General features: G+C 61.1%; 20 protein-coding genes. 12 read left to right on the forward strand and 8 right to left on the reverse strand.

From position 1 onward, the window contains the following. Positions 1–20: 20 nt before the first annotated feature. From glnK to JNM42_RS07880, 3 genes are all read left to right on the forward strand, one after another. Positions 21–359 (forward strand): P-II family nitrogen regulator, encoded by a 339-nt coding sequence (gene glnK / locus JNM42_RS07870; RefSeq protein WP_294268167.1) that lies wholly within the window; start codon positions 21–23, stop codon positions 357–359. A gap of 10 nt (positions 360–369) precedes the next feature. After that, entirely contained in the window at positions 370–1,821 is a 1,452-nt protein-coding gene (amt, locus tag JNM42_RS07875) for an ammonium transporter (protein WP_294268137.1), read from the forward strand. A 272-nt stretch (positions 1,822–2,093) separates the two neighbouring features. Next, entirely contained in the window at positions 2,094–3,233 is a 1,140-nt protein-coding gene (locus JNM42_RS07880) for a glycerate kinase (RefSeq protein WP_294268138.1), read from the forward strand. 41 nt (positions 3,234–3,274) lie between these two features. Here the strand turns inward: JNM42_RS07880 and JNM42_RS07885 are convergent, their stop codons facing one another. The 3 genes from JNM42_RS07885 to thrH form a co-directional block, all read right to left on the reverse strand. Continuing rightward, the gene (locus JNM42_RS07885) at positions 3,275–5,212 is read right to left on the reverse strand and encodes an ATP-binding cassette domain-containing protein (RefSeq protein WP_294268139.1); all 1,938 of its coding nucleotides are present in this window, start codon (positions 5,210–5,212) and stop codon (positions 3,275–3,277) included. Positions 5,213–5,329: 117 nt separating this feature from the next. Then, on the reverse strand, positions 5,330–6,196 hold the full coding sequence (gene purU, locus JNM42_RS07890; RefSeq protein WP_294268140.1) for a formyltetrahydrofolate deformylase: 867 nt from the start codon (positions 6,194–6,196) through the stop codon (positions 5,330–5,332). Positions 6,197–6,205: 9 nt separating this feature from the next. After that, complete coding sequence (thrH, locus tag JNM42_RS07895; RefSeq protein ID WP_294268141.1) at positions 6,206–6,820, reverse strand: bifunctional phosphoserine phosphatase/homoserine phosphotransferase ThrH; 615 nt, start codon at positions 6,818–6,820, stop codon at positions 6,206–6,208. Positions 6,821–6,966: 146 nt separating this feature from the next. On the opposite strand from thrH, the gene JNM42_RS07900 reads away from it, so the two are divergent. The 8 genes from JNM42_RS07900 to JNM42_RS07935 all read left to right on the forward strand — a co-directional run bounded on the left by JNM42_RS07900 (position 6,967) and on the right by JNM42_RS07935 (position 16,024). Further along, positions 6,967–7,584, forward strand: coding sequence for a hypothetical protein (locus tag JNM42_RS07900; RefSeq protein WP_294268142.1), 618 nt, complete (start codon positions 6,967–6,969; stop codon positions 7,582–7,584). 19 nt (positions 7,585–7,603) lie between these two features. Next, positions 7,604–10,090, forward strand: a complete 2,487-nt coding sequence (locus JNM42_RS07905) for a bacteriohemerythrin (protein WP_294268143.1) — start codon at positions 7,604–7,606, stop codon at positions 10,088–10,090. Between the two features lie 168 nt (positions 10,091–10,258). Continuing rightward, positions 10,259–11,071: a universal stress protein gene (locus JNM42_RS07910; RefSeq protein WP_294268144.1), complete on the forward strand. Its 813-nt coding sequence runs from the start codon at positions 10,259–10,261 to the stop codon at positions 11,069–11,071. 259 nt (positions 11,072–11,330) lie between these two features. Continuing rightward, positions 11,331–12,101, forward strand: a complete 771-nt coding sequence (locus JNM42_RS07915; RefSeq protein ID WP_294268145.1) for an ABC transporter ATP-binding protein — start codon at positions 11,331–11,333, stop codon at positions 12,099–12,101. Further along, positions 12,101–12,814, forward strand: a complete 714-nt coding sequence (locus JNM42_RS07920) for an ABC transporter ATP-binding protein (RefSeq protein WP_294268146.1) — start codon at positions 12,101–12,103, stop codon at positions 12,812–12,814. Before JNM42_RS07915 ends, JNM42_RS07920 begins: the two co-directional genes overlap by 1 nt. Before the next feature lie 34 nt (positions 12,815–12,848). Further along, positions 12,849–14,072 carry an ABC transporter substrate-binding protein gene (locus JNM42_RS07925; RefSeq protein WP_294268147.1) on the forward strand — a complete coding sequence of 408 codons (1,224 nt, stop codon included), beginning with the start codon at positions 12,849–12,851 and terminating at the stop codon, positions 14,070–14,072. Positions 14,073–14,102: 30 nt separating this feature from the next. Then, complete coding sequence (locus JNM42_RS07930; protein ID WP_294268148.1) at positions 14,103–14,990, forward strand: branched-chain amino acid ABC transporter permease; 888 nt, start codon at positions 14,103–14,105, stop codon at positions 14,988–14,990. Next, positions 14,990–16,024: a branched-chain amino acid ABC transporter permease gene (locus JNM42_RS07935; RefSeq protein WP_294268149.1), complete on the forward strand. Its 1,035-nt coding sequence runs from the start codon at positions 14,990–14,992 to the stop codon at positions 16,022–16,024. Before JNM42_RS07930 ends, JNM42_RS07935 begins: the two co-directional genes overlap by 1 nt. 92 nt (positions 16,025–16,116) lie before the next feature. On the opposite strand, the gene JNM42_RS07940 is transcribed toward JNM42_RS07935, so the two are convergent. The 5 genes from JNM42_RS07940 to cobU all read right to left on the reverse strand — a co-directional run bounded on the left by JNM42_RS07940 (position 16,117) and on the right by cobU (position 24,148). Further along, positions 16,117–17,202: a poly(3-hydroxybutyrate) depolymerase gene (locus tag JNM42_RS07940; protein ID WP_294268150.1), complete on the reverse strand. Its 1,086-nt coding sequence runs from the start codon at positions 17,200–17,202 to the stop codon at positions 16,117–16,119. Between the two features lie 81 nt (positions 17,203–17,283). After that, a complete protein-coding gene (locus JNM42_RS07945; RefSeq protein WP_294268151.1) occupies positions 17,284–20,061 on the reverse strand; it encodes an Hsp70 family protein in 2,778 nt (925 codons plus the stop codon). A gap of 253 nt (positions 20,062–20,314) precedes the next feature. Beyond that, positions 20,315–22,162 (reverse strand): Hsp70 family protein, encoded by a 1,848-nt coding sequence (locus JNM42_RS07950; protein ID WP_294268152.1) that lies wholly within the window; start codon positions 22,160–22,162, stop codon positions 20,315–20,317. After that, the gene (locus JNM42_RS07955; protein WP_294268153.1) at positions 22,159–22,740 is read right to left on the reverse strand and encodes a DUF2760 domain-containing protein; all 582 of its coding nucleotides are present in this window, start codon (positions 22,738–22,740) and stop codon (positions 22,159–22,161) included. Before JNM42_RS07955 ends, JNM42_RS07950 begins: the two co-directional genes overlap by 4 nt. Positions 22,741–23,602: 862 nt before the next feature. Then, positions 23,603–24,148 (reverse strand): bifunctional adenosylcobinamide kinase/adenosylcobinamide-phosphate guanylyltransferase, encoded by a 546-nt coding sequence (gene cobU, locus JNM42_RS07960; RefSeq protein WP_294268154.1) that lies wholly within the window; start codon positions 24,146–24,148, stop codon positions 23,603–23,605. A 181-nt stretch (positions 24,149–24,329) separates the two neighbouring features. Here cobU and cobT point away from each other — a divergent pair, with 181 nt between their 5' ends. Next, on the forward strand, positions 24,330–25,370 hold the full coding sequence (gene cobT / locus JNM42_RS07965) for a nicotinate-nucleotide--dimethylbenzimidazole phosphoribosyltransferase (RefSeq protein WP_294268155.1): 1,041 nt from the start codon (positions 24,330–24,332) through the stop codon (positions 25,368–25,370). Positions 25,371–25,457: the final 87 nt, after the last annotated feature.

Raw genomic sequence — 25,457 nt, forward strand, 5'->3', positions numbered from 1 at the left:
CCCCAGAATTGGAGTACATCATGAAAATGGTTACCGCAATCATCAAGCCCTTCAAGCTTGACGAAGTGCGTGAAGCGCTTTCTGTCATCGGTGTCCAGGGCATTACGGTCACCGAAGTCAAGGGCTTCGGCCGCCAGAAGGGCCACACCGAGCTTTACCGTGGCGCCGAATATGTCGTCGATTTTCTGCCCAAGGTCAAGGTTGAAGCCGCGATCCAGGATGCACTTCTGGACCAGGTGATCGAGGCCATCGAAAAATCGGCCGGCACCGGCAAAATTGGCGACGGCAAGATCTTTGTCTTCGACCTTGAACAAGTCATCCGCATCCGCACCGGCGAAACCGGTGAGGAAGCCCTGTGAGGAGCACATCATGAAACACCTCTTTGTCATACTTGCACTGTTCGGAGCCGTGACTTGCGGCACTCCGGCCTGGGCAGAAGAGAAGGCCGCCGCCACACCGGTGGCCACCGCAGTGGCAGAAGCCGCCGCCGCGCCTGCTGCACCCGTCGTCCTGGTAGCGAACAAGGGCGACAACGCCTGGGTGATGGTCAGCGCCGCGCTGGTCATCCTGATGTCGATCCCTGGCCTGGCACTGTTTTACGGCGGACTGGTCCGTGCCAAAAACATGCTCTCGGTACTGATGCAGGTCTTTGTTACGTTCTCGCTGATCAGTGTGCTGTGGGTGATATACGGCTATTCGGTGGCGTTTACCGAAGGGGGCAACTTCTTCGGAACGCTGGACAAGCTGTTCCTGAAGGGCATGACGGTCGATTCCGTAGTGGCCACCTTCAGCAAGACAGTGGTCATCTCCGAGTACGCTTACGTCATCTTCCAGGGCGCCTTTGCGGCGATTACCTGCGGACTGATCGTCGGTGCCTTCGCCGAGCGGGCAAAGTTCTCGGCCATCCTGGCCTTCATGGTGCTGTGGTTCACATTCTCCTACCTGCCGATGGCGCATATGGTCTGGTACTGGGCGGGTCCGGATGCCTATACCGACGCGGCAGCCGGCGAAGCCGCCGGCAAGACGGCTGGCTTCCTGTTCCAGAAAGGCGCGCTCGATTTCGCCGGTGGTACCGTGGTGCATATCAACGCCGCTATTGCCGGCATCATCGGTGCTTTCATGATCGGCAAGCGTGTTGGTTACGGCAAGGAATCGATGGCGCCGCATAGCCTGACGTTTACCATGATCGGCGCTTCGCTGCTGTGGTTCGGCTGGTTCGGTTTCAACGCCGGTTCCGCGCTCGAAGCTTCGGGCGGCGCTGCCCTGGCGATGGTCAACACCTGGGTGGCTACGGCCTGCGCGACACTGTCCTGGATGTTTGCCGAATGGATGATCAAGGGCAAGCCCTCGATGCTCGGTGCAGCTTCCGGTGCAGTGGCCGGCCTGGTTGCCATCACTCCGGCGGCTGGCTTCGTCGGTGTCATGGGCGCCATCGCCATCGGCCTGCTGGCAGGAATCGTCTGCCTGTGGGGGGTCAATGGACTCAAGCATATGCTGGGTGCCGACGACTCGCTTGACGTGTTCGGCGTGCATGGTGTCGGCGGTATCCTCGGCGCCATCCTGACTGGTGTTTTCTGTGCTCCTTCGCTCGGCGGCACCGGCGTCTATGACTACGTGGCCAACAAGGTCGGCGATTACGACATGTCGGCCCAGTTGGTCAGCCAGTTGTGGGGCGTCGGTACGACCATCGTGTGGTCCGGCCTGGTTTCCTTGGTCGCTTACAAGCTGGTCGACATGGTCATCGGCTTGCGCGTACCGGAAGAGGAAGAGCGCGAAGGTCTGGACATCGCTTCGCACGGCGAGTCTGCCTACCATATCTGATCTTTCTCCAGTAAGTGACCTCCTTTGGGCGCCCCTTGCGGCGCCCTTTTTTTTCGTCTTTTTTCCGGCAATGCGGGATTTCATTCGCGTTATGATTGCCTGACTGAATGGAATACGCCACGCGATCACTGTCAATCCCGCCTTTTAAGCAGGGTGATACCGGATTTTCAGTTCGCTCGTGGCGGTGAGCGGCAGGTCATGAAAATGATCAGCCAAATTCTCCGGCCAGCAGCATCAGGTCAATGCAACACCTTGGTGTGGAAAGGGAAATCTTGCGTATTGTCATTGCACCGGATTCATTCAAGGGCAGCCTTTCGGCACTCTGTGTGGCAGAGGCCATGGCGTGCGGAGTGCTGAAGGTGTTTCCTGAAGCCGCAGTACGCAAGGTACCGATTGCCGATGGCGGCGAAGGAACGGTCGAGGCGCTGGTCAGCGCTACCGGCGGACAATTTGAAACGACACTGGTCAGCGGGCCGCTCGGAGAAACGCGCTCGGCGCAATGGGGTGTTCTTGGCGACGGAAGGACCGCCGTGATTGAAATGGCGGCGGCTTCAGGCCTGCCACTGGTACCCGCCGGGCAGCGTGATCCCCGCCTCACATGTACTTACGGAACGGGCGAACTCATCCGCACCGCACTGGATGCCGGCTTGCGACGCATCATCGTCGGCATCGGGGGCAGCGCCACCAATGACGGCGGCAGCGGCATGGCGCGTGCGCTCGGAGCCCGCTTTCTGGCTGAGGACGGCTCGCAACTTCCACCCGGAGGAGGCGCACTGGCACGCCTGTCGCACATCGACATCACGGGGCTCGACCCCAGGCTGCTGGAGGCCGAGATCATGGTGGCCTGTGATGTGGACAATCCGCTGTGCGGCCCGCGAGGCGCATCTGCCGTATTCGGTCCGCAGAAAGGTGCGACAGCGGAGATGGTGCAGGAACTCGATGCCGCACTGAAGCGTTTTGCCGATTGTGCCCGCGCCGCCAGCGGCAGGGATGTAGCCACTCTGGCAGGCGCCGGAGCCGCTGGCGGGATCGGTGCCGGCATGATGTTCTTTACCCCCGCCAGACTGAAACCGGGCGTCGACATCGTCCTTGACGCGGTGGGTTTTGCCAACCTCGTCAAGGACGCGGCCTTCGTCATTACCGGTGAAGGGCAAACCGACTTTCAGACGGCGTATGGCAAGGCGCCGGTTGGCGTCGCCAGGGTGGCCAAGCAATTCGGCGTGCCCGTATTCTGCATTTCCGGTGGCCTGGGCGATGGCGCAGACGATGTGCTGGCGCAGGGAATTGACGCCACCATGAGCATCTGTAAGCGACCGCTTTCGCTGGAAGAATGCATGCGGGATGCAGCGTCGCTGATTGAAGAAGCCGCCACGCGGCTGTGCCGGATTCTCAAGGTCAGAGTCGAACGGTGAGCCACGCCGGGATGGGCAACGCGAAGGTATGGAATGGCAGGCTACGCTTCTTCAGCTTCGATCTGCTCTGAAATCGCCAGCCACCTTTCTTCGCAAGCGGCCAGTTCCTCGTCGATCTTTTTCAGTTCGCTACCCAGTTCGCCGATCTCCTGCGCCGGCAGGGGCGTGGACAGGCGTGCTTCGATCGAATGCTTGCGCGTCTGCCGATCGAGCATGGACTGTTCGAGTCTGCCCTGGTCGCGTTTCAAAACCTTCAGATTGGCCGGAATCTTCCTGTTGGCCTGCACCGGTGGCGGTGCCTGCGTGACGATTTCCTTCGCGTCCTTGAGGGAAGCTTTCAACTCCTCACGAACACGCCGGGCTTCGTCGAGCAGATAGCGCTGGTAGTCGTCTAGATCGCCGTCGAAGGGTTCGACGCCGCCGCGCGAGACCAGCCAGAATTCGTCGCACACCGAGCGCAGTAGCGAGCGGTCGTGGCTGACCAGCATCACCGTGCCTTCGAATTCGTTGAGTGCCATCGACAGCGCTTCGCGCGTGGCCAGATCGAGGTGGTTGGTCGGCTCGTCTAGCAGCAGCAGGTTCGGGCGTTGCCAGACGATCATGCACAGCACCAGGCGCGCCTTTTCGCCGCCGCTCATGGTGCCGACCGGCTGCTTGACCATGTCGCCGCTGAAATTGAAGGTGCCAAGGAAGGTGCGCAAATCCTGCTCGCGCCCGCTTTGCCCGGCGGGCAGGCCTTCCCTGGCCATGCGCACCATGTGTTCGAGCGGGTTGTCTAGCGGGCGCAATACATCGAGTTCCTGCTGCGCGAAGTAGCCGATGTTCAATCCCTTGCCTTCGGTCAGGATGCCGCTGGTCGGCGCCAGTGCCCGCGCCACGGTCTTGACCAGCGTCGACTTGCCCTGCCCGTTGGCTCCGAGGATGCCGATGCGCTGGCTAGCCATCACCGATTTGCTGACGTTGCGTACGATCACTGTCGGTGGTGTTCCGGCCGGAGAATCCTCCGGCGGCGGGTAGCCGAAACAGGCGTTTTCCATGGCCAGCATCGGGTTCGGCAGATTGGCCGGTTCCTTGAATTCGAAAGTGAAGTCGGCGCTGGCCAGCACCGGTGCCAGTCGCTCCATGCGCTCGAGCGCCTTGACCCGGCTCTGCGCCTGTTTGGCCTTGCTGGCCTTGGCCTTGAAGCGCAGGATGAATTTTTGCAGGTGCGCGATCTTGTCCTGCTGCTTGAGGTAGGAGTTCTGCTGCAACTCCATCTGCTGCGCGAGCATGTCCTCGAAGGTGCTGTAGTTGCCGCCGTAGCGGGTCAGCTTGCCATTCTCGATGTGCAGGGTAACCGAGCTAACGGCGTCGAGGAATTCCCGGTCGTGGCTGATCACCACCATGGTGCCGTCATAACGCTTGAGCCAGGCTTCGAGCCAGACCAGCGCGTCGAGGTCGAGGTGGTTGGTCGGCTCGTCTAGCAAAAGCAGGTCGGACGGGCACATCAGCGCACGCGCCAGTTGCAGGCGCATGCGCCAGCCGCCGGAGAAGCTGTTCACCGGGTTGTTCAGTTCGGTGGTCTTGAAACCGAGTCCGAGGATCAGCGCCTGCGCTCGCGCCTGCGCGTCGTGCGCGCCGGCGTCGTGCAGCGCCATGTAGGCGTGCGCCATGCGCTCGCCGTCGTCGCCGGTTTCAGCCGCATGCACTTCGCCCTGCGCAGCGAGCAATACGCTGTCGCCTTCAATGACGAAGTCGGTGGCCGACTGATCGGTCTCCGGCATCTCCTGCGCCACCTGCGCCATGCGCCACTGGGCGGGCAAGGAGAAATCGCCGGCATCTTCGTGCACGCTGCCGTTGAACAGCGCAAACAGCGTCGACTTGCCGGCGCCATTGCGCCCGACCAGACCGACCTTCTCGCCGGGGTTGAGAGTGACTGAAGCGTTATCAAGCAACACCTTGGCGCTACGGCGCAGGGTGACGCTTTTAAGGATGATCATTGAATAAACCTTATAAATCGGTTAACCACGGAGAGCACGGAGGGCGTGGAGAAAAGCTGAAAGTGGGAATTTCTTCTCCGTGATTTCCGTGTGCTCCTTGGTTACAATTCTGCAGCTTTACCTGAAAACCACCGTCTTGCTGCCATGAACCAGCACGCGGTCTTCGAGGTGGTAACGCAGGCCGCGGGCAAGTACGGCTTTTTCGATGTCCTTGCCGTAGCGCACCATGTCATCGACCGAATCGGAGTGGTCGATACGGATCACATCCTGTTCGATGATCGGTCCCTGATCGAGTTCGCTGGTCACGTAGTGGCAGGTCGCACCGATCAGCTTGACTCCGCGCTGATAAGCCTGATGGTAGGGTTTGGCGCCGACAAAACTGGGCAGGAAGGAGTGGTGGATGTTGATGATCTGTCCGGGGTAAGCGCTGCATATTTCCTGCGGAATAATCTGCATGTAACGCGCCAGCACGATTGTGTCGCCCTTGACATCGTCGAACAGGCGCTGCATTTCAGCGTAGGCCGCTGCCTTGTTGTCCGGATTAACCGGCACCAGATGGAAAGGAATGCCGTGCCACTCGACGAAGCCCTTTAAGGTGTCGTGATTCGAGATGATGCACGGAATCTCGATATCGAGTTCCTTCGATTGCCAGCGCGCCAGCAAGTCGTAAAGGCAATGCTCCTGCTTGCTGACGAGAATGATCACACGCTTCTTGACGGCCGAATCGCTGATCTTCCAGTCCATCTGCAGTTCATCGGCAATTGGCCGGAAGCGCTCGCGGAATTCGGCAAGGTGGAAAGGCAGCGAATCGGCCTTCACTTCGATACGCATGAAGTAACGGCTACCATCGTTGCCATCGTCGGCGTGATAGCGCGATTCGAGAATCCAGCCCTGGTGTTCGGCAATAAAACCTGAGACGCGGGCGACGATGCCGACCCGATCCGGGCACGAAGCCGAAAGGGTATAGAAGCGTTGCGGATGCATGGCTGTCGATTATTCCGCCAGGCGGGCGAAGGCCTTGTCGATTTCCGCGCGCAGTTGATCGTAGTTGAGGGTCACCGGATACTGCGGAAATTCACGGATCACCTTCTCCGGCGGGCGGAAGAGAATGCCGGCATGGGCTTCGCCAAGCATGGCCGTGTCGTTATAAGAATCGCCGGCGGCCACCACCGTGAAATTCATCTCCCTGAAGCGCTTCACAGCTTCGCGCTTCTGTTCGGGCATGCGTAAATGATAATTGACCAACCGGCCATTGATATCGGCTTCAAGGCTATGGCAGAACAACGTTGGCCAGGCCAACTGGCGCATCAGCGGGTGCGCAAATTCGTAAAACGTGTCGGAGAGAATGATCACCTCGCAGTCCTCGCGCAGCCTGTCGAGAAACTCGCGCGCTCCTGGCAACGGCCCCATCGCGCAAATCACCTTCTGGATGTCCGGCAGGCCGAGCCCATGCTCGGCGAGCAGACCGAGGCGGTACTTCATCAGAGTGTCGTAGTTCGGCTCGTCCCGGGTCGTCCGCCGCAACTCCGGAATGCCGGTCCGCTCGGCGAAGGTTATCCAGATTTCTGGGACGAGCACGCCCTCAAGGTCGAGACAGACGATTTTCACGAAAAGCTCCCGGTGATTTATTTTTAAATACAGCCGAGCATTCTACCAAAGTGCTGGCGCTTCCATGCGCCGGATTTCCGCATTGTCGATGCAAACGCTGGCGTCTGGACGTGAAACCGTCTAGTTTACGGCCTCGGAGGAAACCCATGATGCCTATTCGAAGTTTGCTTGCCATTCTGCTTTTGCTCAGTCAGCCCCTCCGGGCGCAGACGCCGGAAACGAGTCCAGTGCCGGAAACGCCGCAGACACTTGAGCAGGCCAATGCCCAGCGCGCCCGCGCGGCCCAGATGCGTGCCGCTGCAGAGAAAGATTACACAACGGAGCAAGCGGGCTGCTACAGGAAGATTCTGGTAAATAGTTGTCTGGTCGATGCCAAGAAGCGCTACACCCAATCGATCATCGAGTCACGGAATCTCGATATTCCGGCGCGCGATTTTCAGCGTGAAGCCAAGCGCGCCGATGTTGAAGCCAAGGAAGCCAAGCGAGCCTCCGAACTTCCAGTCCGCGAGGCCGATCAGAAGCAGCAGGCTGAAAACTATCGCGCCGAGGAAGCAGCCAAAGCGGCAGAACGCGAGCAAAAGAAAGCGGCCAAAGCCCGGCAGGCGGCGGCCGGGCGCCAAAAAACGGCTGACGAGCAGGCCAGGCGACAGGTCCGGCAGGAAAAACGCGAGAAGCGAGACGCCGAGAGAGCGGCAAGGAAAGCCAGGGAGGCGGCCAAAGCAGAGAAGAAAGCGAGCGCCAAGCCAGCAGCAGCAAGCTACTGATCAAGCGGAGAACGGTTGAATGAAGATAACGACCAGCATACTGAATGCCCTGAGCCTGCCTGCATTCGTGGTCGATACCGAACATAAGGTAGTGGCCTGGAATACACCGTGCGAGTTGTTGACCGGCGTTGCAGCAGTTGACATCCTCGGTACGCGCGATCACTGGAAGGGATTCTACGATGCGCCCCGTCCCTGCCTGGCTGACCTGGTGCTGGACAGTCTGCTGGCCGATGCTTCGCGCTTTTACAGTCGGCACGAAAAAACGGAATTCGCCAGCGATGGACACAAGGCCGAAGGCTGGTTCGACAACCTCAATGGCAAACGGCGCTATCTGACCTTCGAGGCAAAACCGCTGTTCGATGGCGACAAGGTCATCGGCGCCATGGAAATTCTCCAGGACATCACTCGCCACGAGGAAGCCGAAGAACAGCTCAAACTGTCAGCCAGTGTCTTCGAGAACACCTCGGAAGGTATCGTGATTACGGGGCCGGATAATCGCATCGTTTCTGCCAACAAGGCAATGGAAGGCCTGACCGGGTATCGTACGGACGAAATGCTCAACCGGAACCCGAGACTGTTTGCCTCCAGCCGCCACCCGGAAAGCTTCTTCAGCAATATGTGGGATACCCTGCACACTATCGGCCAGTGGAAGGGCGAGATCTGGAACATGAAGAAAACCGGCGAGGACTATCTTGTCCGTGCCTACATCAGCACTGTGAAATCCGGCGGCAAGGTGAGCAACTACATCGGGTTGTTGACCGATATCACCGAAACGAATCAGGTGATGGAAAAAATGGATTACATGGCGCATCACGACTTCCTGACCGGGTTGCCCAACCGCAGCCTGCTCGAAGACCGGATAAAGCAAGCCCTGGCACGGTCCGCGCGGAACAAGTCCAGGTTCGCCGTGGTATTCATTGATCTCGACAAGTTCAAGGCAATCAATGACACCCTGGGCCACAATGTCGGGGACATGTTTCTGAAGGAAGTGGGCAATCGCATCCAGTGCTGTCTGCGCTCAACTGACACGGTATCCCGGCAGGGTGGCGACGAGTTCGTTTTGCTGCTTGAAGATTTCGGCGATGAGACCGATATCACTCATACGGCGAGGAGGCTGGTGGCCTTGATCGGCAGCTCCTGCAACCTCAACGGCCATGTCGTTAGCGTCACACCCTCAATTGGTATCAGCCTGTACCCGACTGACGGGAATACCGTCTCTGATTTGCTGAAGCACGCCGATGCCGCCATGTACCACGCCAAAAACCAGGGACGCAACAATTTCCAGTTCTTTACCGAGCGCATCAATGCCAAGGCCCTGGAAACGCTGATGGTCGAGAACGGTCTGCGCCGGGCAATTCCCGATGGCTTGTTGTTGCACTATCAGCCTCAACTCTGTCTGGTCAGCAGGAGCGTGCACGGTGCCGAGGCACTGGTTCGCTGGTTGCACCCTGAACTGGGGCTGATCAGCCCGGCGCGCTTTATCCCCATCGCCGAGGAATCAGGCCTGATCTGCGAAATCGGCGAGTGGGTATTGCGTGAAGCCTGTCGCGTCATGAGAAACACCGGCATCAACATGTCGGTCAACCTGTCTCCCATGCAGCTCACGCAAAGCGACATTGTCGCAAAAGTGAGCGAAGCGCTGGATGGCATGGCCGGTTACCGGCTGACGCTGGAAATCACTGAAAGCGCCTTCATCAACGATTTCGAAACGACCAAGGCGACCCTTCTGGCCTTGAAAAAAATCGGCGTCAATCTGGCCCTGGACGATTTCGGTACCGGCTACTCTTCGCTTTCCTATCTGTACCAACTCCCCTTCGATTACCTGAAGATTGACCAGTCCTTCATCAGCGAGAAAAAAAATAGCCCCATCGTTCTGGCCATCATCGAGATGGCTAACAAGCTCAACATCATGACGGTAGCCGAAGGTGTGGAAACGCCCGAGCAAGTGGCCTTTCTTGAAAACAATGGCTGCGATGTGATTCAGGGCTATTACTTCTCGCGGCCGCTGCCCTTGCAGGACTTGTCCAGCTTCGCTGAAAACCCGCCCTATGAGGTCTCCGCAAAGCCCAGGATCAAGAAACCTGCTGTTGAGGTCAATAACCCTTTGCTGGCCTGGTCATTTACCTACGAAACCGGCCATACCGAGATCGACTCCCAGCACAGGAAGTTGATCGTTATCCTCAATCGGTTTGATGCCAGCACACGTTCGGGCGACAACAGAAGCGAAGCCAGAAATGCGATGAAAGCGCTGATCGATTCTGTCAAAACCCACTTTTCCTACGAGGAAGCACTGATGCACAAAAACGGCTATCCCGATGCCGGAGATCATAAATTGCATCACTTGAATCTGGTAGAAACTCTGGCGAGTTATGATTTGCAACTCAAGTCCAACGCCCAGATCAACCTGCAATTTCTACTCGAATCCTTGCACACCTGGCTGTTGCAACATATCCTGGACAGCGACAAGCAACTCGGGGAATTCCTGCACAAACGCGGTGTAGATTAAACTGAAGAACCCATGTATTTGCCATTGTTCAGGCTTGGACTCTGCAGGATTTTCTTCGATCGGGCGGCGGTCGCAGCACTGTTTGGCGTTGTTTTAGCTTGAGCTCATGCTAGCGTAAAACCTCGCATTCAGTTTTTTCATTCGCTACCTTTCCAGGAGTAAATAGCTATGGCGTTGAAGAATTTGATGGTTCACCTGGATCAGGGGGAACGGACTGCCGCAAGGCTCGAACTCGCAATATCACTTGCGCGCCAGCATCAGGCACGGCTGGTCGGTGTATTCGGGCAACGTGCTGAAGCGCAGCGCGTGGGCGTGGTTGCCACCTGGCCAAGTGCATCTTATAGCGAAGCCCGTGCAGCCAGCAAAGCCGCATTTGAAACTGCGTGCACCGATTTGCCCGAGGCCGAATGGCGGGATATCAATCGCGGCAGCGATGCCGAACTGCTACGCCACATCACCGATCTGGCACGCTATTTCGACCTGGTCATACTCGGCCAGCATGATGAGCGAGGCGAGGCCTGCGTGCCGGAGGATCTGGCGGGTGAGGTGGTTCTCGATTGCGGGCGCCCGGTGCTGGTTCTCCCCTACGTCGGCAACTTCAACGAAATTGGCAAACGTCCGCTGATCGCCTGGAGTGACTCGCGCGAGGCGGCCCACGCGCTCAACGATGCGCTGCATCTGATTCGGGGTTGTGATGAATGTATGGTGTTGTCGTTTTCCGCACGCCTTGAGGAAGGCAGGTCGAGCTGCGCCGAAGTCGCAAGCCACCTGGCGAGCCACGGAATCAGAACCCGGGTGGACGTAGCCCTGGTGGAAGACTTCAGTATCATGGACAGGCTGCTCAACCGGATCGCAGACCGGGGAGCCGACCTGCTGGTGATGGGTGCCCACGGCCCGATCGGGTTTCCCTTCTTCAGCCGTGGGGCGGGAACGCGCTACATCCTCAAGCATATGACCGTGCCCCTGTTGATGTCCAATTGAGACCTGTGGACCGCCGGCCCTGCCGGCGCCCGAACAGCGCGGCGTTCTTGCAGAATGGATGCTTGACTACAGGCGGCAGGTGCGCAGATACTTGCGCCGATGCGGCTGGATTTCCTATCCTTATTGGCGGGTTGAGATATGCGGGCTAAGCCTTGCGCAAGTCTACTGAAAATTATTACCCGTACCGCGCCCTGCGCCCCTGGCGCAGAGTCCCTGCCGGCCATGCCACTTCGCCGGACACACTCGTAGCACCCAAGCCATGAATGAACTCATCCTCGAGACGCGCGGACTCAGCAAAAATTTCAAGGGCTTCACTGCCGTCGACAATGTCGACCTGCAGGTGCGGCGTGGTCACATCCACGCCTTGATCGGCCCGAACGGCGCCGGCAAAACCACCTGTTTCAATCTGCTCACCAAGTTTCTGGAGCCGACGCACGGTAGCATCGTCTTCAATGGCGTCGACATCACCGCCGAAAAATCGGCCGAGATTGCGCGCCGTGGTGTGATCCGCTCCTTCCAGATTTCGGCGGTATTTCCTCACCTGACGGTGCTTGAAAACGTGCGCATCGGCCTGCAGCGTTTTACCGGCACCAGCTTTCATTTCTGGAAGGGGCTCACCGCCTTGAAGCAACTCGATGCCCGGGTGCTGGCCCTGCTCGATCTGGTCGACCTGCGCGCGATGGCCTCCCTTAAGGCCGGCGATCTGCCCTACGGTCGCAAGCGTGCGCTGGAAATCGCCACCACCATGGCCATGGAGCCGGTTCTGATGCTGCTCGACGAGCCGACCCAAGGCATGGGCCATGAAGACGTTGACCGCGTCACGGACCTGATCAAACGCGTCGCCGAAGGACGCACCGTGCTGATGGTTGAACACAACATGAAGGTCGTTTCCAGGATCGCCGACCGCATCACCGTGCTGGCCCGCGGTGCGGTGCTGGCCGAAGGGGACTACGCCGCCGTGTCCAGTCACCCGGCGGTGCTGGAGGCCTATATGGGCAGCGAAGCGGCCGAACTGCAAGGGGCGCACTGATGGAGTCCCCGGCAATTGAACTTTCCGACGTGCACGCCTGGTACGGCGAAAGCCATATCCTGCACGGCATCAGCCTCAGTGTGCAAAAGGGACAGGTGCTGACCCTGCTCGGCCGCAATGGCGCCGGTCGCACGACCACCTTGCGCGCCATCATGGGCCTGACCGGTGAGCGGCGCGGCTCGATCAAGGTGCATGGGGTTGAGACCATCGGCATGCCTACCCATACCATTGCCCACCTGGGGCTGGGTTACTGCCCAGAGGAGCGCGGCATTTTTGCCTCGCTGACGACCGAGGAGAACCTGCGCCTGCCGCCCTTGCTGTCGACTCCTCGCAGTACGCCGATGAGCGAAGAGGCCATCTACACCATGTTCCCCAACCTGGCCGAGCGCCGGCAAAGCCCGGGTACCCGGCTGTCGGGCGGTGAGCAGCAGATGCTGGCGGTAGCGCGGATCCTGCGCACCGGCGCAGACATTCTCCTGCTCGACGAGATCTCCGAAGGCCTGGCTCCTGTCATCGTGCAAGCCCTGGCGCGCATGATCACGACACTGAAAGCCCAGGGCTTCACCATTTTGATGGTCGAGCAGAATTTCCGCTTTGCCGCACCGCTGGCAGATTACTTCATCGTGGTAGAGCACGGTGAGGTAGCCCTGTCATTTCCCGCCGTCGAGCTGGCTACAAAACAAGCCGAGCTTGATGTTCTTTTGAGTGTTTGATCGATTCACAACTACAATTTTCAGGAGACAAACCATGACTCACACTTTCAAACGCCTCGCCCTTGCCAGCCTCACCCTCTGTGCCGCCACAGCCGGACTTCCGGGCACGGCCCAGGCCCAGATTTCCGGCGACGTCGTCAAGATCGGCTTCATCACCGACATGTCCAGCGTCTATGCGGACATCGACGGCGCAGGTGGCGTCGAGGCGATCAGGATGGCAATTGCCGACATGAAAGGCATGGTTGCCGGAAAGAAAATCGAATTGATCTACGCCGACCACCAGAACAAGGCTGATGTGGCCGCCAACAAGGCACGCGAATGGATCGACACGCAGGGCCTCGACCTATTGATCGGCGGCACCAACTCCGGCGCCAGCCTGGCCATGGCCAAGATCGCGGCCGAAAAGAAAAAACCCTTTATGGTTATCGGTGCCGGCTCAGCGCGCCTGACCAATGAAGATTGCACACCCTACACCATCCATTACGCCTACGACACGGTGGCCCTGGCCAATGGCACCGGCAACGCGGTGGTCAAATCCGGCGGCAAGAGCTGGTACTTCCTGACCGCCGACTACGCCTTCGGCGCCTCGCTGCAAGCCGATACAGCGACCGCAGTGCAGAAGGCCGGTGGTACCGTCGTCGGCAGTGTCAAGCACCCGCTCAATGCCAGCGATTTTTCCTCCTTCCTGCTGCAGGCACAGGGTAGCAAGGCGCAGGTACTCGGCCTGGCCAATGCCGGCGGCGACACCATCAATGCGATCAAGGCGGCCAATGAATTCGGTGTCACCAAGACGATGAAGATGGCCGGCTTGCTGATGTTCATCAACGACATTCACTCGCTGGGACTGAAGACCACCGAGGGCATGTATCTTACCGATAGCTGGTACTGGAACCAGACTCCCGAGGCGCGCACCTGGAGCCGCCGTTTCTACGAGAAGATGAAACGCATGCCCTCCTCGCTACAGGCCGCAGACTACTCGGCAGCGATGCATTACCTGAAGGCCGTCGAAGCCACCAAGACCGACGATGCCGACAAGGTGATCGCGCAAATGAAGACCAACAAGGTCAACGACTTCTACGCCAAAAATGGCGAAATCGGTCCCGACGGTCGCCATCGTCATGACATGTTCCTGATGCAGGTCAAGTCGCAGAAGGAATCCACCGAACCCTGGGATTACTACAATCTTGTGCAGACCATTCCTGGTATTGAGGCCTTCACCAAGCTGGCGGACAGCAAGTGTTCGTTGGTCAAGAAGTAATGGCTTGATCGTTGAGCGGGCTACCTCAGGATGACTGATCTATTTGGCATTCCATTGCCGGCGCTTTTGAGTCAGCTCTTGCTGGGTCTGGTGAATGGCTCGTTCTACGCGATGCTTTCACTCGGCCTGGCCGTTATCTTCGGCCTGCTCAACATCATCAACTTCGCCCATGGCGCGCTCTACATGATGGGCGCCTTCCTGGCCTGGATGGGGCTGGAGTACCTGGGCCTAAACTACTGGGTGATGCTGCTATTGGCGCCGCTGGTGGTCGGCGTTCTCGGCATCTTCATCGAGCGACTGCTCCTGCAATGGCTCTACAAGCTCGACCACATCTACAGCCTGCTCCTGACCTTCGGCATCACTCTGGTGCTGGAGGGCATATTCCGCTCGTTCTACGGCTCTTCGGGCCAGCAGTATGCGGTACCCGATGCCTTGCAAGGCGCCACCAATCTGGGCTTCATGGTCTTGCCGAACTACCGTGCCTGGGTGGTAGTGGCGTCGATCACCGTCTGTCTGGCGGTGTGGGCACTGATTGAGAAAACATCGCTCGGCGCCACGCTGCGGGCGGGCACCGAGAACCCGAAGCTGGTTCAGGCCTTCGGCATCAATGTGCCGCGCATGATCACGTTGACCTATGCCGGCGGCGTGGCGCTGGCGGCCTTTGCCGGCGTGCTGGCAGCGCCGATTCTGCAGGTCACGGCGTTGATGGGCAGCAACCTGATCATTGTCGTCTTTGCCGTGGTGGTGATCGGCGGCATGGGCTCGATCCTCGGCTCGATCCTGACCGGGCTGGGCCTGGGCGTCATTGAAGGCCTGACCAAGGTGTTCTATCCGGAAGCGTCGAGCACGGTTGTCTTCGTCGTTATGGCCATTGTGCTGCTGGTGCGGCCGGCCGGTCTGTTTGGCAAGGAAAAATGATGCAAACTGGAACCGCCGCTGTGGCGAGAAATCCACTCCTGGTTTATGGCGCCCTGTTTCTGGTCATCGCACTGCTGCCTGCGCTGGGCGTCTATCCGATCTTCGTGATGAAGGTCTTGTGCTACGCCCTGTTCGCCTGCGCCTTTAACCTGCTGATCGGCTTCACCGGCCTGCTCAGCTTCGGCCATGCGGCCTTTCTCGGCACTGCCGCCTACGCTGCGGGGCATGCGCTGAAGGTCTGGGGCCTGCCGACGCCGCTCGGCCTGCTGTTCGGCATGCTGGCTGCCGGCGGTGTTGGTCTGGTGTTCGGCCTGCTGGCGATCCGCCGCACCGGCATCTACTTTTCGATGATCACGCTGGCCCTGAGCCAGATGCTGTTCTTCTTCTTTTTGCAGGCCAAATTCACCGGTGGCGAAGACGGCCTGCAGTCAGTGCCGCGCGGCAACTTTCTTGGGCTGGATCTGACGCAGGACTTGAACCTGTTCTACGTCGTGCTGGCCATTTTCATCGCCGGCTTCTGGTTGATTTACCGTACCGTCAATTCGCCCTTTGGACAGGTGCTGACCTCGATCCGCGAAAACGAAGCGCGCGCCACCTCGCTCGGCTATGACGTCGACCGCTTCAAGCTGCTGGCCTTCGTATTGTCGGCCGCGCTGGCCGGCCTGGCTGGCGCCACCAAGACGCTGGTTCTGGGTTTCGCCACACTGACCGACGCCGTCTGGACAACCTCGGGTCTGGTCATCCTGATGACACTGGTCGGCGGCATGGGCACGCTGGTCGGGCCGATGCTCGGCGCACTGATCATCATCGCGCTGGAAAACAAGATCGGCGATCTGGGCAAGGCGCTGGCCGAAATCACCGGCGTGGATTGGTTCAACGGTCTGGGCGAATCGGTCAGTCTGGTGACCGGGCTGATCTTCATCGTCTGCGTGCTGGCCTTCCGGCGCGGCGTGGTGGGCGAAGCGCTGGCACTGATCGACAGGTTCGGGAAAGAGGCGACGCAGACCCTCGCGACTACGAAAAAGCCGCACTGAACGCTCTATTACCCCCGCTGTGGTGGGCGATTCGAATGAGCGGCCGAGACGAAAAATGGCCACTTTGCAAATGGATCTATTGAGCGTGGCACTCAGTAACTGGCGCTGCCCGAGACCGCTGGCAGGGCGGTTTGTGCCGACTGCGCGGGCATTCCCAACATCTCGATCATCGCCCGGACGGCGCGCATCTGGGCGCCATCGCGGGTATGGTAATCGGCGCCGGTATAGCCCCACCAATCCCAGCAGCCTTTCGGGTTGAGCAGCCAGCGCCAGGAACCGAGGGCGAAGCCATAGCGCCGCACCGTTTGCGGGTAGAGAACGATGACGCGGTTTGCCGCTGCCCAGCCGTTGTAACCGGCGCCGTCGACGAAACGGCGGCCAACTTCGCCGGCATCCTGGAGGCAGCCGTGGAACGCCACGTGAATACGGCAGCCGCCACTGCGGCAAGCGGCCGGGACGAACGCGTAGCCCTGGTCGGCGAGGCTGGCGTCGATCGCGCGCCCGGCGATGAAGGGGCTCTGGTCGAAAGTGATCGTTTCCCCGGTCGCCGGCGTCACCGGCGGCTGCAGTGGTCCAAGCAGGTGCCCCAGCATCCTGCCGGGTGCGTCGAAGTCCTGGCAGCGATTGATGAACGGTGTTTTGCTGGTGGCGCAGGCATTCGCCTGCGGGTCGGCGACCGACAGCATCGCGTGACCCGCCTCCGGCACCTTGACGTAGATGATCGCGGCGGCGGGCAGCGTGGCGCGGTAGAAGGCATCCAGCGCATCCATCACGGGCGTCAGGATGATCTTGTCGTTACCGCCAGTCAGCAGCCAGACTCGGTCGTCGCCTAGGTTCACAGAGGGATCGATACGGCCCGCTTCGGCCAGTTGCCTGACTGTTTTCAGGGTCTCGTCGACCGTCGGCGGCAGATTCTTTCCGGAAGGCAGCATGCAGTTGCCCAGCGCCCGGCGCACCGAACCCGCGGCGCAGTAATACGGCCCGCCGGCCAGGACACCGGCGCCGCGCACGATGCCCGAATAGGCGATCTGGAACTGCACGGCCATGTAGGCGCCCGACGAAATGCCGGAAACAGTCACGTCCGTGGTGCTGGCGGCCAGTCTCGGCATGGGCTGGGCGCTCGCGGTCACCGCGCATAGCAGCAGTGCGCCCAGCGAAAGGCATGAATGGATGCTCATCTTGCAGGATTCTCGAAGGATAGGTATTTAAATGGCACTTGGCTGACTATCCTCGACCGCAAGCTCCAGGTCAATTCCAGCTCACTGCGCAGTCCGGCTTTCCGGCAACAAACGCAATCCCGCCGGCAGCGATTCGCCGTACGCGCGGCGTTCGTCGGCCTTGTCGAGTTCGACCACGCTGCTGATCTGCGTGATCCAGGTGGCGCTGGCATTGATCGCGTTCAGTCGCGCCAGCACCCGTTCGCGCAGTTCGTCCGGCAGGTCGCGCGAACGGTCGCCGGTCAGGCGGGCAAGCTGGGTGGCGGCAAAGGCGGCCGGTTCGACCTTCTTCCAGTCGACGGCCAGCACGGCTTCCAGCCAGCGGCCAGCGACTTCGGGCGGCACCACCTGGTGGGCACTGCCGTAGAGCGACTGGCGTGCGCCGATGCGGCCCAGCGCCCACCAGCCCAGTGCTTTCTCCGAGCCCTTGCGTAGTCTTTCAAGCAGCCGTTCGCCAAGGTTCAGCTTGTGCTCGATGGGCAGCCTTTCGAGCGAAGCGACAAGGCGCAGCATGTCGTCATGACTGCCGGCTAGAGCCGTCGCCAGGCGGCTGCGCGTCTTTACCGCGCTTTGCAGCGAAGGAGCCAGCTCGGCCAGCAGTTTTTCCTGGAGCGCCGCCGGCAAGCCGCCGGCGGCGCGGCGCCACAGGGTCCACCATTCCGACCAGTTCTGGCTCTCGCCGACGTACTCGATACCTTGCGCATGCAGGGCGCACAGTTGCTCGACGCGCCACTCGTCGAGCGCATAGCCGAGCCCGGGGCGCAGGCAGAAACCGGCGAGGTTGAGCCACAGGCGTTCGTGCTCTGCCGAACGGCGTCGCCGCCGTGCACGCTGCATCAGCGCGTCGAAAAGCGCGCGCAGCAGCGACAAGTCCCAGTGTTCGCGCTTGCCCAGCAGGTGCTCAAGCTGGCTGCGCAAGCGCCGTACTTCCTTGCTCTCCAGCGCTTGCGAACGCGCCCCGAAAACAGTCTCGATACACTGCACCGCGTCGGCAAAGCGTGGCGGCAGGGCGTCTGCCGAAACTACGGGTTCGCCATCACCGCCACGCAACTGGAATTCGAGCAGCCAGCGCCGCGCGGCATCTTCGGTACTGACGCAGTGCAGCTCCAGCGTGCCGACTTCGGTCATCGAGGTGATCAGTTGTACGCGCACTTCGCGCTGGGTGCTGCCGGCGTGCGCTTGCACGAGCGTGGCGATCGGCGGCAGGCGAATGAAATCTTCCTCGGTCAATTCAGCGATCTCACCCGGCCGATAGGTGGTGTCGGCCACCGACGACGCCAGGTGAAAGCGTACCGGCTGACCGAGTCGCAAGCTGAAGGTCCGTTCAGATAGCCGGATTTCGTGCCCTTCTTCGCTGCCCCGCGGCATTATGCAAACACCGCGCCGCTGCTGGCCCTCGTCTTCGAGAACCAGGAAGTAACTGCGCGCCGATCCGCCACCGATACCTCGTCCGCCCGATTTGCGCAGCAAGGCGTAGGCGACGGCGCCGCGCGCCACAGCGATATCGGGGTTGTCGTTGTGCAGGATGCGCAGCGCAGTGCCACGCCATTCGCCGAGCGTACTGTGCAGGCGCTCGGCGAGCGCGCCGGCACGAAACACCCCGCCGTTGAAGAGCAGCGTATCGGGAACCGGCAGTCGATCTTCACTGCGCTCATCGGCCAGCGCCTGACGCGCCGCCTGCGCATGCCTTTGCAGAAAGGCGGCGACATGGCGCGTAATCGCCGGGTCGGCGGGATAGGGCAGACCGAACTCGACGAGCGCGGCGCGCCGTTGCTGGAGCGGCTCATCCGACGCAACGCACGGAAAGAAGCCATCGACGATCAGTTGCAGAACTTCATCGCGCTTCAGCTCGATCGTCCGCGCGCCGCCGATCAGTTTCGAACCGCCACCGAGCAGTGTCAGTTGCACGGCCTCCGGTGCGCTGCTTGACAACAGTTGCTCCTTGGCCGCACGGCAGCGCGCCGTGAGCTGCGAGAAGCGCGCCGCGCTCAGTCGCCCTTCGTTGCCTGGCAGACGCGATTCGACGAGATGGGCGAGCGCCAAATCCATGTTGTCGCCACCGAGCATCAGGTGGTTGCCAACGCCGATCCGCGTCAATTCCGGCTCGCCATCTTGAATAGCCACCTGGATCAGGGTCAGGTCGGTGGTGCCGCCGCCGACATCGCAGACCATCAACAGCCGGGTTTGGTCAAGCTCCTCAGCGAGGCGCTCCTGATGGCGGAACAGCCAGTCATAGAACGCCGCCTGCGGCTCCTCCAGCAGCCGCAGATGGGGCAAGCCTGCCTGGCGCGCCGCTTCCAGCGTCAGCGCCCGCGCGCCTTCGTCGAAGGAGGCGGGAACGGTCAGGATGACCTGCTGCTGCTCCAGCGGCGATTTCGGAAAGCGGTGCAACCAGGCGGCGCGCACATGCGCCAGATAGCTGGCGCTGGCCGCGACCGGCGAGATCTTGGCGACATCGTCGTCGGCACCCCAGGGTAGGATCGGCGCCATGCGGTCGACCAGGGCATGCGATAGCCAGCTCTTGGCGCTGGCCACCAGCCGCCCCGGAACCTGGGCGCCGAGATCGAGCGCCAGACGGCCGGTGAGTACCGGCTCGCTGCCGTCTTGCGTTGTCCAAGGCAGTTGCAGATCGCCGGGGCTGATTTCACCGGCCGCCGGATGGAAGCGGACAGAAGGCAGCAAGGGCCGCGCCGCCACCTGGCCGGGACTCACCAGTTGCTCGATTTCGAACAGCTCGACCTCCTGCTTGCCGGGTGCCGCATAAGCGACGACAGTGTTGCTGGTGCCGAGGTCGATGCCGACGATGTAGGGTTTTTTCATCGTGGATAATTAGCGCTTTGTCGAGCCGCAAGGTTTGGAGCAACTTTGCGCTGGGGGCTGGCATAAAACGGGTTTTTCTGGTTCCCGGGCCAATGTTCAACCCCCCCAGCCCCCCTTATCAGGGGGGAGCGGCCGTGCGGGTCGGTTTGCTCCTCCCCTGAGCGCGAAGCCTCCCTGAAGAGGGATAAGGGGAGGCCGGGAGGGGTTTCGCAGTTATCGGCGCCAGCCTTCCAAACCATCAACCTCACCACACTCAGTCCGCCGCCCCGCCCCGCACGTCGAACTCGACTTTCCAGCGCTCCTTTCCATCGTGCGGCAAGGCTTCGAGTTCGAGCGTTCCGGCCTCGGTCACGCGCGCCTGCAGCCGGACGCGAACCACTTCACCGGCGGGTCGTCCTTCGCTCGGCAAGGTGGTCTGGATCTCGTTAAGTTCCTGAAGTTCATCGGGCTCCCATTCGTCCAGCAGTGTGCCGACCTGGTCCTGACGACGAACCGACGAGCCGAAGAAGCGAAAGCGCACCTGCTCGCCGACGACCAGGCCGAATTCCTGCTTCGACACGGCCGCCTCGCTGCCTTCCTCCATGCCGAAGGGCGCCAGGCACAGCGCCTGCACCGGCGGCTCAATACCCGGTACGGCGGGCATCACCGATTCGACGGCGACGTAGTAGGAACGCGCCGTGCCGCCACGGATGCGGACGCCCTGGCCGCGCCGAACGTACGAGTAATAGGCTGCACCGCGTGCCACGGCCAGGTCGAGGTCGGCGCCTTCGAGCGGACGCGCCGCCGGCGCGCCTTCTGCGGCGAGCCAGGAATTGATAGTTGCCAGCGTGCGCTGGGCCAGCAAGTCGGACTTGAAGACACCGCCATTGAACAGCACCGCCGTAGGATGGAGGAAGGTCGCGCCGTCCGGCAACTGGCTGGTAAACCCTTCGAGGTCATCAGTTGCGGCCACCTGGCGGGCCAGGAAGGCGGCCAGATGGCGTGTGATGGCCGCGTCCTGCGCATAGGGCAGGCCGAGTTGGGTGAGGCCGGCACGACCGCGCCCCTGCGGACGATCAACGATGGCCGCCGCCGGGAAAAAGCCTTCGAGCAGCGTTGCTGTGAGTTCGGCCCGCGTCAGTTCGCTGCGGATCGAGCCGCCGATCAGCTTTGCCCCGCGACTGGCGATGACCAGCGGTACGGCCTCGATTTGCGCATCGCTGAGCAGCGTTTCCTTGGCCGAGCGGCAGGCATGGGTGAGGGCGCGCAGTTGCCAGGCATCGAGTTTGGTGCCGGTCGCCGACAGCTTGCCGGCAACGGCATAGGCCAGCGCCAGATCCATGTTGTCGCCGCCGAGCAGGATGTGCTCGCCGACGGCGACGCGGTGCAATTCGAGGATGCCCTGGCGTTCGAGCACGGCGATCAGCGAGAAGTCGCTGGTACCGCCGCCGACATCGACGACCAGGATGATTTCGCCCGGCCGCACCTGCTTGCGCCAGCCGCCGGCGCTCTTCTGAATCCAGCTATAGAGCGCGGCCTGCGGCTCCTCAAGCAGGATCATGTGCGCACAGCCGGCGGCTCTGGCCGCTTCGGCCGTCAATTCGCGTGCCGCCGGGTCGAAGGACGCGGGAATGGTGACGACGATCTCCTGATCGACGAAGGGCGCCTCGGGAAAAGCCTGATCCCAGGCGGCGCGCAGGTGGGCCAGATAACGCTGCGAAGCTTCGAACGGCGAAAGGCGTTCCACTTCCGGCGGCGCGTCGTTGGGCAGGATGGCGGCACGACGGTCGACCCCGGCATGGCATAGCCAGCTCTTGGCGCTCAAGACCAGACGGATCGGCGTCGCCGCACCGCGACTGCGAGCCATCTCGCCGACGGCATAATCAAGTTCGGACGTCCACGGCAGGCTCAGATCGCCGGCCGCCAGTTCGCTCGCATGCGGCAGGTAGATGAACGAGGGCAGCAGGCCAAGCGACTCGACCGAACCGGGCGCGGTCAACTGCGGAACGAGCATGATTTCCTGCGCCACCTGCTCACCATCGCAGCGTGCGATATCAACGTACGAAAGCGCGCAATGGGTGGTTCCCAGATCGATGCCAATTGAAAATTTCGCATCGCTCATAGCTCGACCTCCGCCGGCGCCACGATGCGCAGCTCATGACCGCTGGCCAGCTTGGGCAGGCGCGTTTCGTCTACCCGCCAGCCGCGATGCGTGAGGCTGCCCTTGAAGGGCGGCTGGCCGACGACGTTGCCGGTGATGCGGATCGCCGCCGCATCGAAGCCTTCCGCCAGCGTGATACGGCTGCCTTCGGCTTCTGTACGTACCGGGCTGATCGTGAAGTTGTCGCGCAGCACCTTGCGACAGCCCTCATGGACCACGCGCGCCGCCGCGCCGACATCGGCGTCGGCATAGGCGGCGACATCTTCCTGGATGAAGTCGATGAAGCGCGCCTCGCGCTGCAATAGCCCGAGGAGTTGCAGCGCGCCGTCCGGCGCCGCTTCGCGTAGCGGGACGACAGGCGTCTTTGGCGCGGCCGGAGCAGGAGCAGATGCGGGTGCAGGTGCCGAGGGTTCGCTGCGCAGAACACCGGCGCGAAGGTCCTGCACACGTGCGGCGAACTGGCTATCGGAAATGATCGAGAAAAAGGTGCCGAAGGCAAGTGAAATCCTGCTCAGCAGGGAGGGTGGAGATTGTTTCATTGAAGGATCCTGGTATTTAGGTTTACCGCCGCAGCGGTTCGGTGAAGTACTCGGAGACCCGGCTGTTGCGGCACCAGACTGGGCTGGCTCGTTACGCCGGGTCTTCAGCGAAAGGGGTAATCGTTCCTGGCTTGCGCAGGGCCGCCAGCGCAGAGGGGAGATAAAACGCCGCTCGGGTCATTCCGCAAGGCTTGCTGGCGACCCGTCGCTGGCGCTTCAGGCGCTCTGCAAGCGCGCAATATAAACCATTCTGTCGTTTTCGGGTACTGCCGGCGCTGAGATTACCCTCTGGCTAACCGAAGGGGGAGCGGAATCATGGCTGTCCGGATTCGTCATGGGTGTTACTGGGACAGCATCGCATTGCATTTCTCAAAAGAAAGAATTCAAAGCTGAACAATGGCAATGTCTTAATTTTCGGTTTGGCTTAGTTTCGATACTTGAGCTAAATCAAAAAAAACCGCAGTTGCCTGATTCCGAACAGGCGGAGGGTTTTGGGAGCAAAGTGGGCTTCGGATTGTGTTTTGAGAAATATTCAATTCGATGCTGACCCCGTTAGCTCCGAAGCTGTCAACCAGGCCTTGGCAAGTATGTTGGCCTTTGCGCAAGAAAAGCAGAGACTGACTATTCGCTCAAAGCGGACGCCCCGCAAGCGGGCTGCCGTTTAGCTTCTTCGTTAAACGAGTGCTTTACAAAAGCCTGTGCGACCGCAAAGGGTAGAACCTGTCTCGCAGCTATTCCGGCAATGATCTGTTTGGTACTCTTTCTCTTCTGCGTCACAACACGCCATCAGCATATCAATAACAGAATCCGGATAGGCAGCAGTTAGAGTTCGGGTCGGTGGGTGGAATTGATTTCGCAACTGTTATTTGAGCACCAGCGACAAACCCGCGACCACCAGCGTCACCTTCTCGCAAACCGCTGCGACACGCTGATTGAGCCGGCCCTGTTCATCGGCAAACAGGCGCGACACGGCGGCCATCGGTACCACCCCCCAACCCACTTCATTGGAAACGATGACGATCTTTCCCGGCAGTTGCGGCAAGGTGTCGATCAGCGCCTGCACTTCGCGTTTGAACAGCGGGCAGTCGAGCGGCTGGCCGGCCTCGGCCTGACGCGCCGCTGCTCCGGCAAAGAGCAGGTTCGACAGCCATAATGTCAGGCAGTCCACCAGCAGGCAGACCTCGGGCGCTGCATGCTGCTGCAGGGTCGCCGCCAGTTCGAGGGGCGTTTCAACCAGCCCCCAGGTCGCCGGACGCCGCGCCCTATGGTGCGCAATCCGTTGCTCCATTTCGCTGTCGAGGGCCTGCGCGGTGGCCACGTAGATGACGCGCAGGCCGCTTTCCGCCGCGCAATTCTCCGCGAAAGTGCTCTTGCCCGATCGGGCGCCACCGATGATCAGTTCTCTCATTCGGCAAGTGTACTTCGAAAGTCGCACGATCGACTCTTGAATCTCCCCTCGCCCTCAGGGAGAGGGGTTGGGGGTGAGGGAAACGGGCAGTCCGGCAATGCGTCAATCCATGCCCGTTGGCATGGGAGCACGAGCGTATAATCGCTGTTTTTTGCAGGCGCTTGCGGCAAGCGATTTTCCCATGCACTTCTCCATTGCTTCTCCCGGCAGCGAACTCGATGCGGCCCTGCAAAACAGGATCGACAACAAGACCAAGCCACCGGGAGCGCTCGGCCAACTTGAGCAACTGGCGCTGCAAATCGGGCGGATCCAGCAGACGCTGACGCCGGGTTTTTCGCGTCCGCACCTGCTCGTTTTTGCCGGCGATCACGGCGCCGCCCGGGCCGGTGTCTCGGCATTCCCGCAGGACGTGACCTGGCAGATGGTCGAAAATTTTCTGGCCGGCGGCGCGGCGATCAACGTTTTCGCCCGCCACAACGGCCTGGCGCTGAAGGTCATTGACGCCGGCGTGGCGCATGATTTCGGACAGCGTGCCAGGCTGCTCGACGCCAAGATCGCCCCCGGCACGCGCAACTATCTGGAGCAGCCGGCGATGAGCGCCGCCGAGTGCGCCGCAGCACTGGCCAAGGGGGCGGAAATCGTCCGCTCGCTGGCGGACCAGGGATGCAATGTCGTCGGCTTCGGCGAAATGGGCATCGGCAATACGGCGGCGGCCTCGCTGATCACCCATGCGCTTACCGGCACACCGCTCATCGATTGCATCGGGCGCGGCACCGGTCTCGATGACGCCGGGCTGACGCGCAAGCGCGAGTTGCTGGCGCAGGCCGCCCGGCGTGCGGCGCTGCCGGCGAAGGCCGACGCACGTAAGGTGCTGGCCGAGTTCGGCGGCTTCGAGATCGTCATGATGACCGGCGCCATGCTCGCTGCGGCCGAACGCGGCATGACGCTGCTCATCGACGGCTTCATCGTCACCTCGGCGCTGCTCGCCGCTGCCCGCATCGAACCGGCGATCCGCGATTACTGCATTTTCTGTCACCGCTCGGCCGAGCCGGGACACGTCGCGCAACTGAACGATCTGCAGGCCGCTCCGCTGATCGATCTCGGCCTGCGCCTCGGTGAAGGCACCGGCGCGGCGCTGGCCTGGCCGCTGGTCAACGCCGCCGTCGCCTTCCTCAACGAGATGGCCAGCTTCGAGGCGGCGGGCGTGAGCGAGAAGATTTAATTTCAAATGCTTCACCACAAAGTCACCAATGCCAACAGGATTCACCAGGGAAAATTTGAGGTCAAGCTGGTTTCCCCTGGTGCCTGG

The sequence above is a fragment of the Propionivibrio sp. genome, assembly GCF_016790145.1.
GTDB lineage: Bacteria > Pseudomonadota > Gammaproteobacteria > Burkholderiales > Rhodocyclaceae > Propionivibrio.

Coding starts and splice junctions, on each gene's coding strand:
- glnK (WP_294268167.1), top strand. CDS start 21: ATGAAAATGGTTACCGCAATCATCAAGCCCTTCAAGCTTGACGAAGTG.
- amt (WP_294268137.1), top strand. CDS start 370: ATGAAACACCTCTTTGTCATACTTGCACTGTTCGGAGCCGTGACTTGC.
- JNM42_RS07885 (WP_294268139.1), bottom strand. CDS start 5,212: ATGATCATCCTTAAAAGCGTCACCCTGCGCCGTAGCGCCAAGGTGTTG.
- purU (WP_294268140.1), bottom strand. CDS start 6,196: ATGCATCCGCAACGCTTCTATACCCTTTCGGCTTCGTGCCCGGATCGG.
- JNM42_RS07900 (WP_294268142.1), top strand. CDS start 6,967: ATGATGCCTATTCGAAGTTTGCTTGCCATTCTGCTTTTGCTCAGTCAG.
- JNM42_RS07905 (WP_294268143.1), top strand. CDS start 7,604: ATGAAGATAACGACCAGCATACTGAATGCCCTGAGCCTGCCTGCATTC.
- JNM42_RS07910 (WP_294268144.1), top strand. CDS start 10,259: ATGGCGTTGAAGAATTTGATGGTTCACCTGGATCAGGGGGAACGGACT.
- JNM42_RS07915 (WP_294268145.1), top strand. CDS start 11,331: ATGAATGAACTCATCCTCGAGACGCGCGGACTCAGCAAAAATTTCAAG.
- JNM42_RS07920 (WP_294268146.1), top strand. CDS start 12,101: ATGGAGTCCCCGGCAATTGAACTTTCCGACGTGCACGCCTGGTACGGC.
- JNM42_RS07925 (WP_294268147.1), top strand. CDS start 12,849: ATGACTCACACTTTCAAACGCCTCGCCCTTGCCAGCCTCACCCTCTGT.
- JNM42_RS07930 (WP_294268148.1), top strand. CDS start 14,103: ATGACTGATCTATTTGGCATTCCATTGCCGGCGCTTTTGAGTCAGCTC.
- JNM42_RS07935 (WP_294268149.1), top strand. CDS start 14,990: ATGCAAACTGGAACCGCCGCTGTGGCGAGAAATCCACTCCTGGTTTAT.
- JNM42_RS07940 (WP_294268150.1), bottom strand. CDS start 17,202: ATGAGCATCCATTCATGCCTTTCGCTGGGCGCACTGCTGCTATGCGCG.
- JNM42_RS07945 (WP_294268151.1), bottom strand. CDS start 20,061: ATGAAAAAACCCTACATCGTCGGCATCGACCTCGGCACCAGCAACACT.
- JNM42_RS07950 (WP_294268152.1), bottom strand. CDS start 22,162: ATGAGCGATGCGAAATTTTCAATTGGCATCGATCTGGGAACCACCCAT.
- JNM42_RS07955 (WP_294268153.1), bottom strand. CDS start 22,740: ATGAAACAATCTCCACCCTCCCTGCTGAGCAGGATTTCACTTGCCTTC.
- cobU (WP_294268154.1), bottom strand. CDS start 24,148: ATGAGAGAACTGATCATCGGTGGCGCCCGATCGGGCAAGAGCACTTTC.
- cobT (WP_294268155.1), top strand. CDS start 24,330: ATGCACTTCTCCATTGCTTCTCCCGGCAGCGAACTCGATGCGGCCCTG.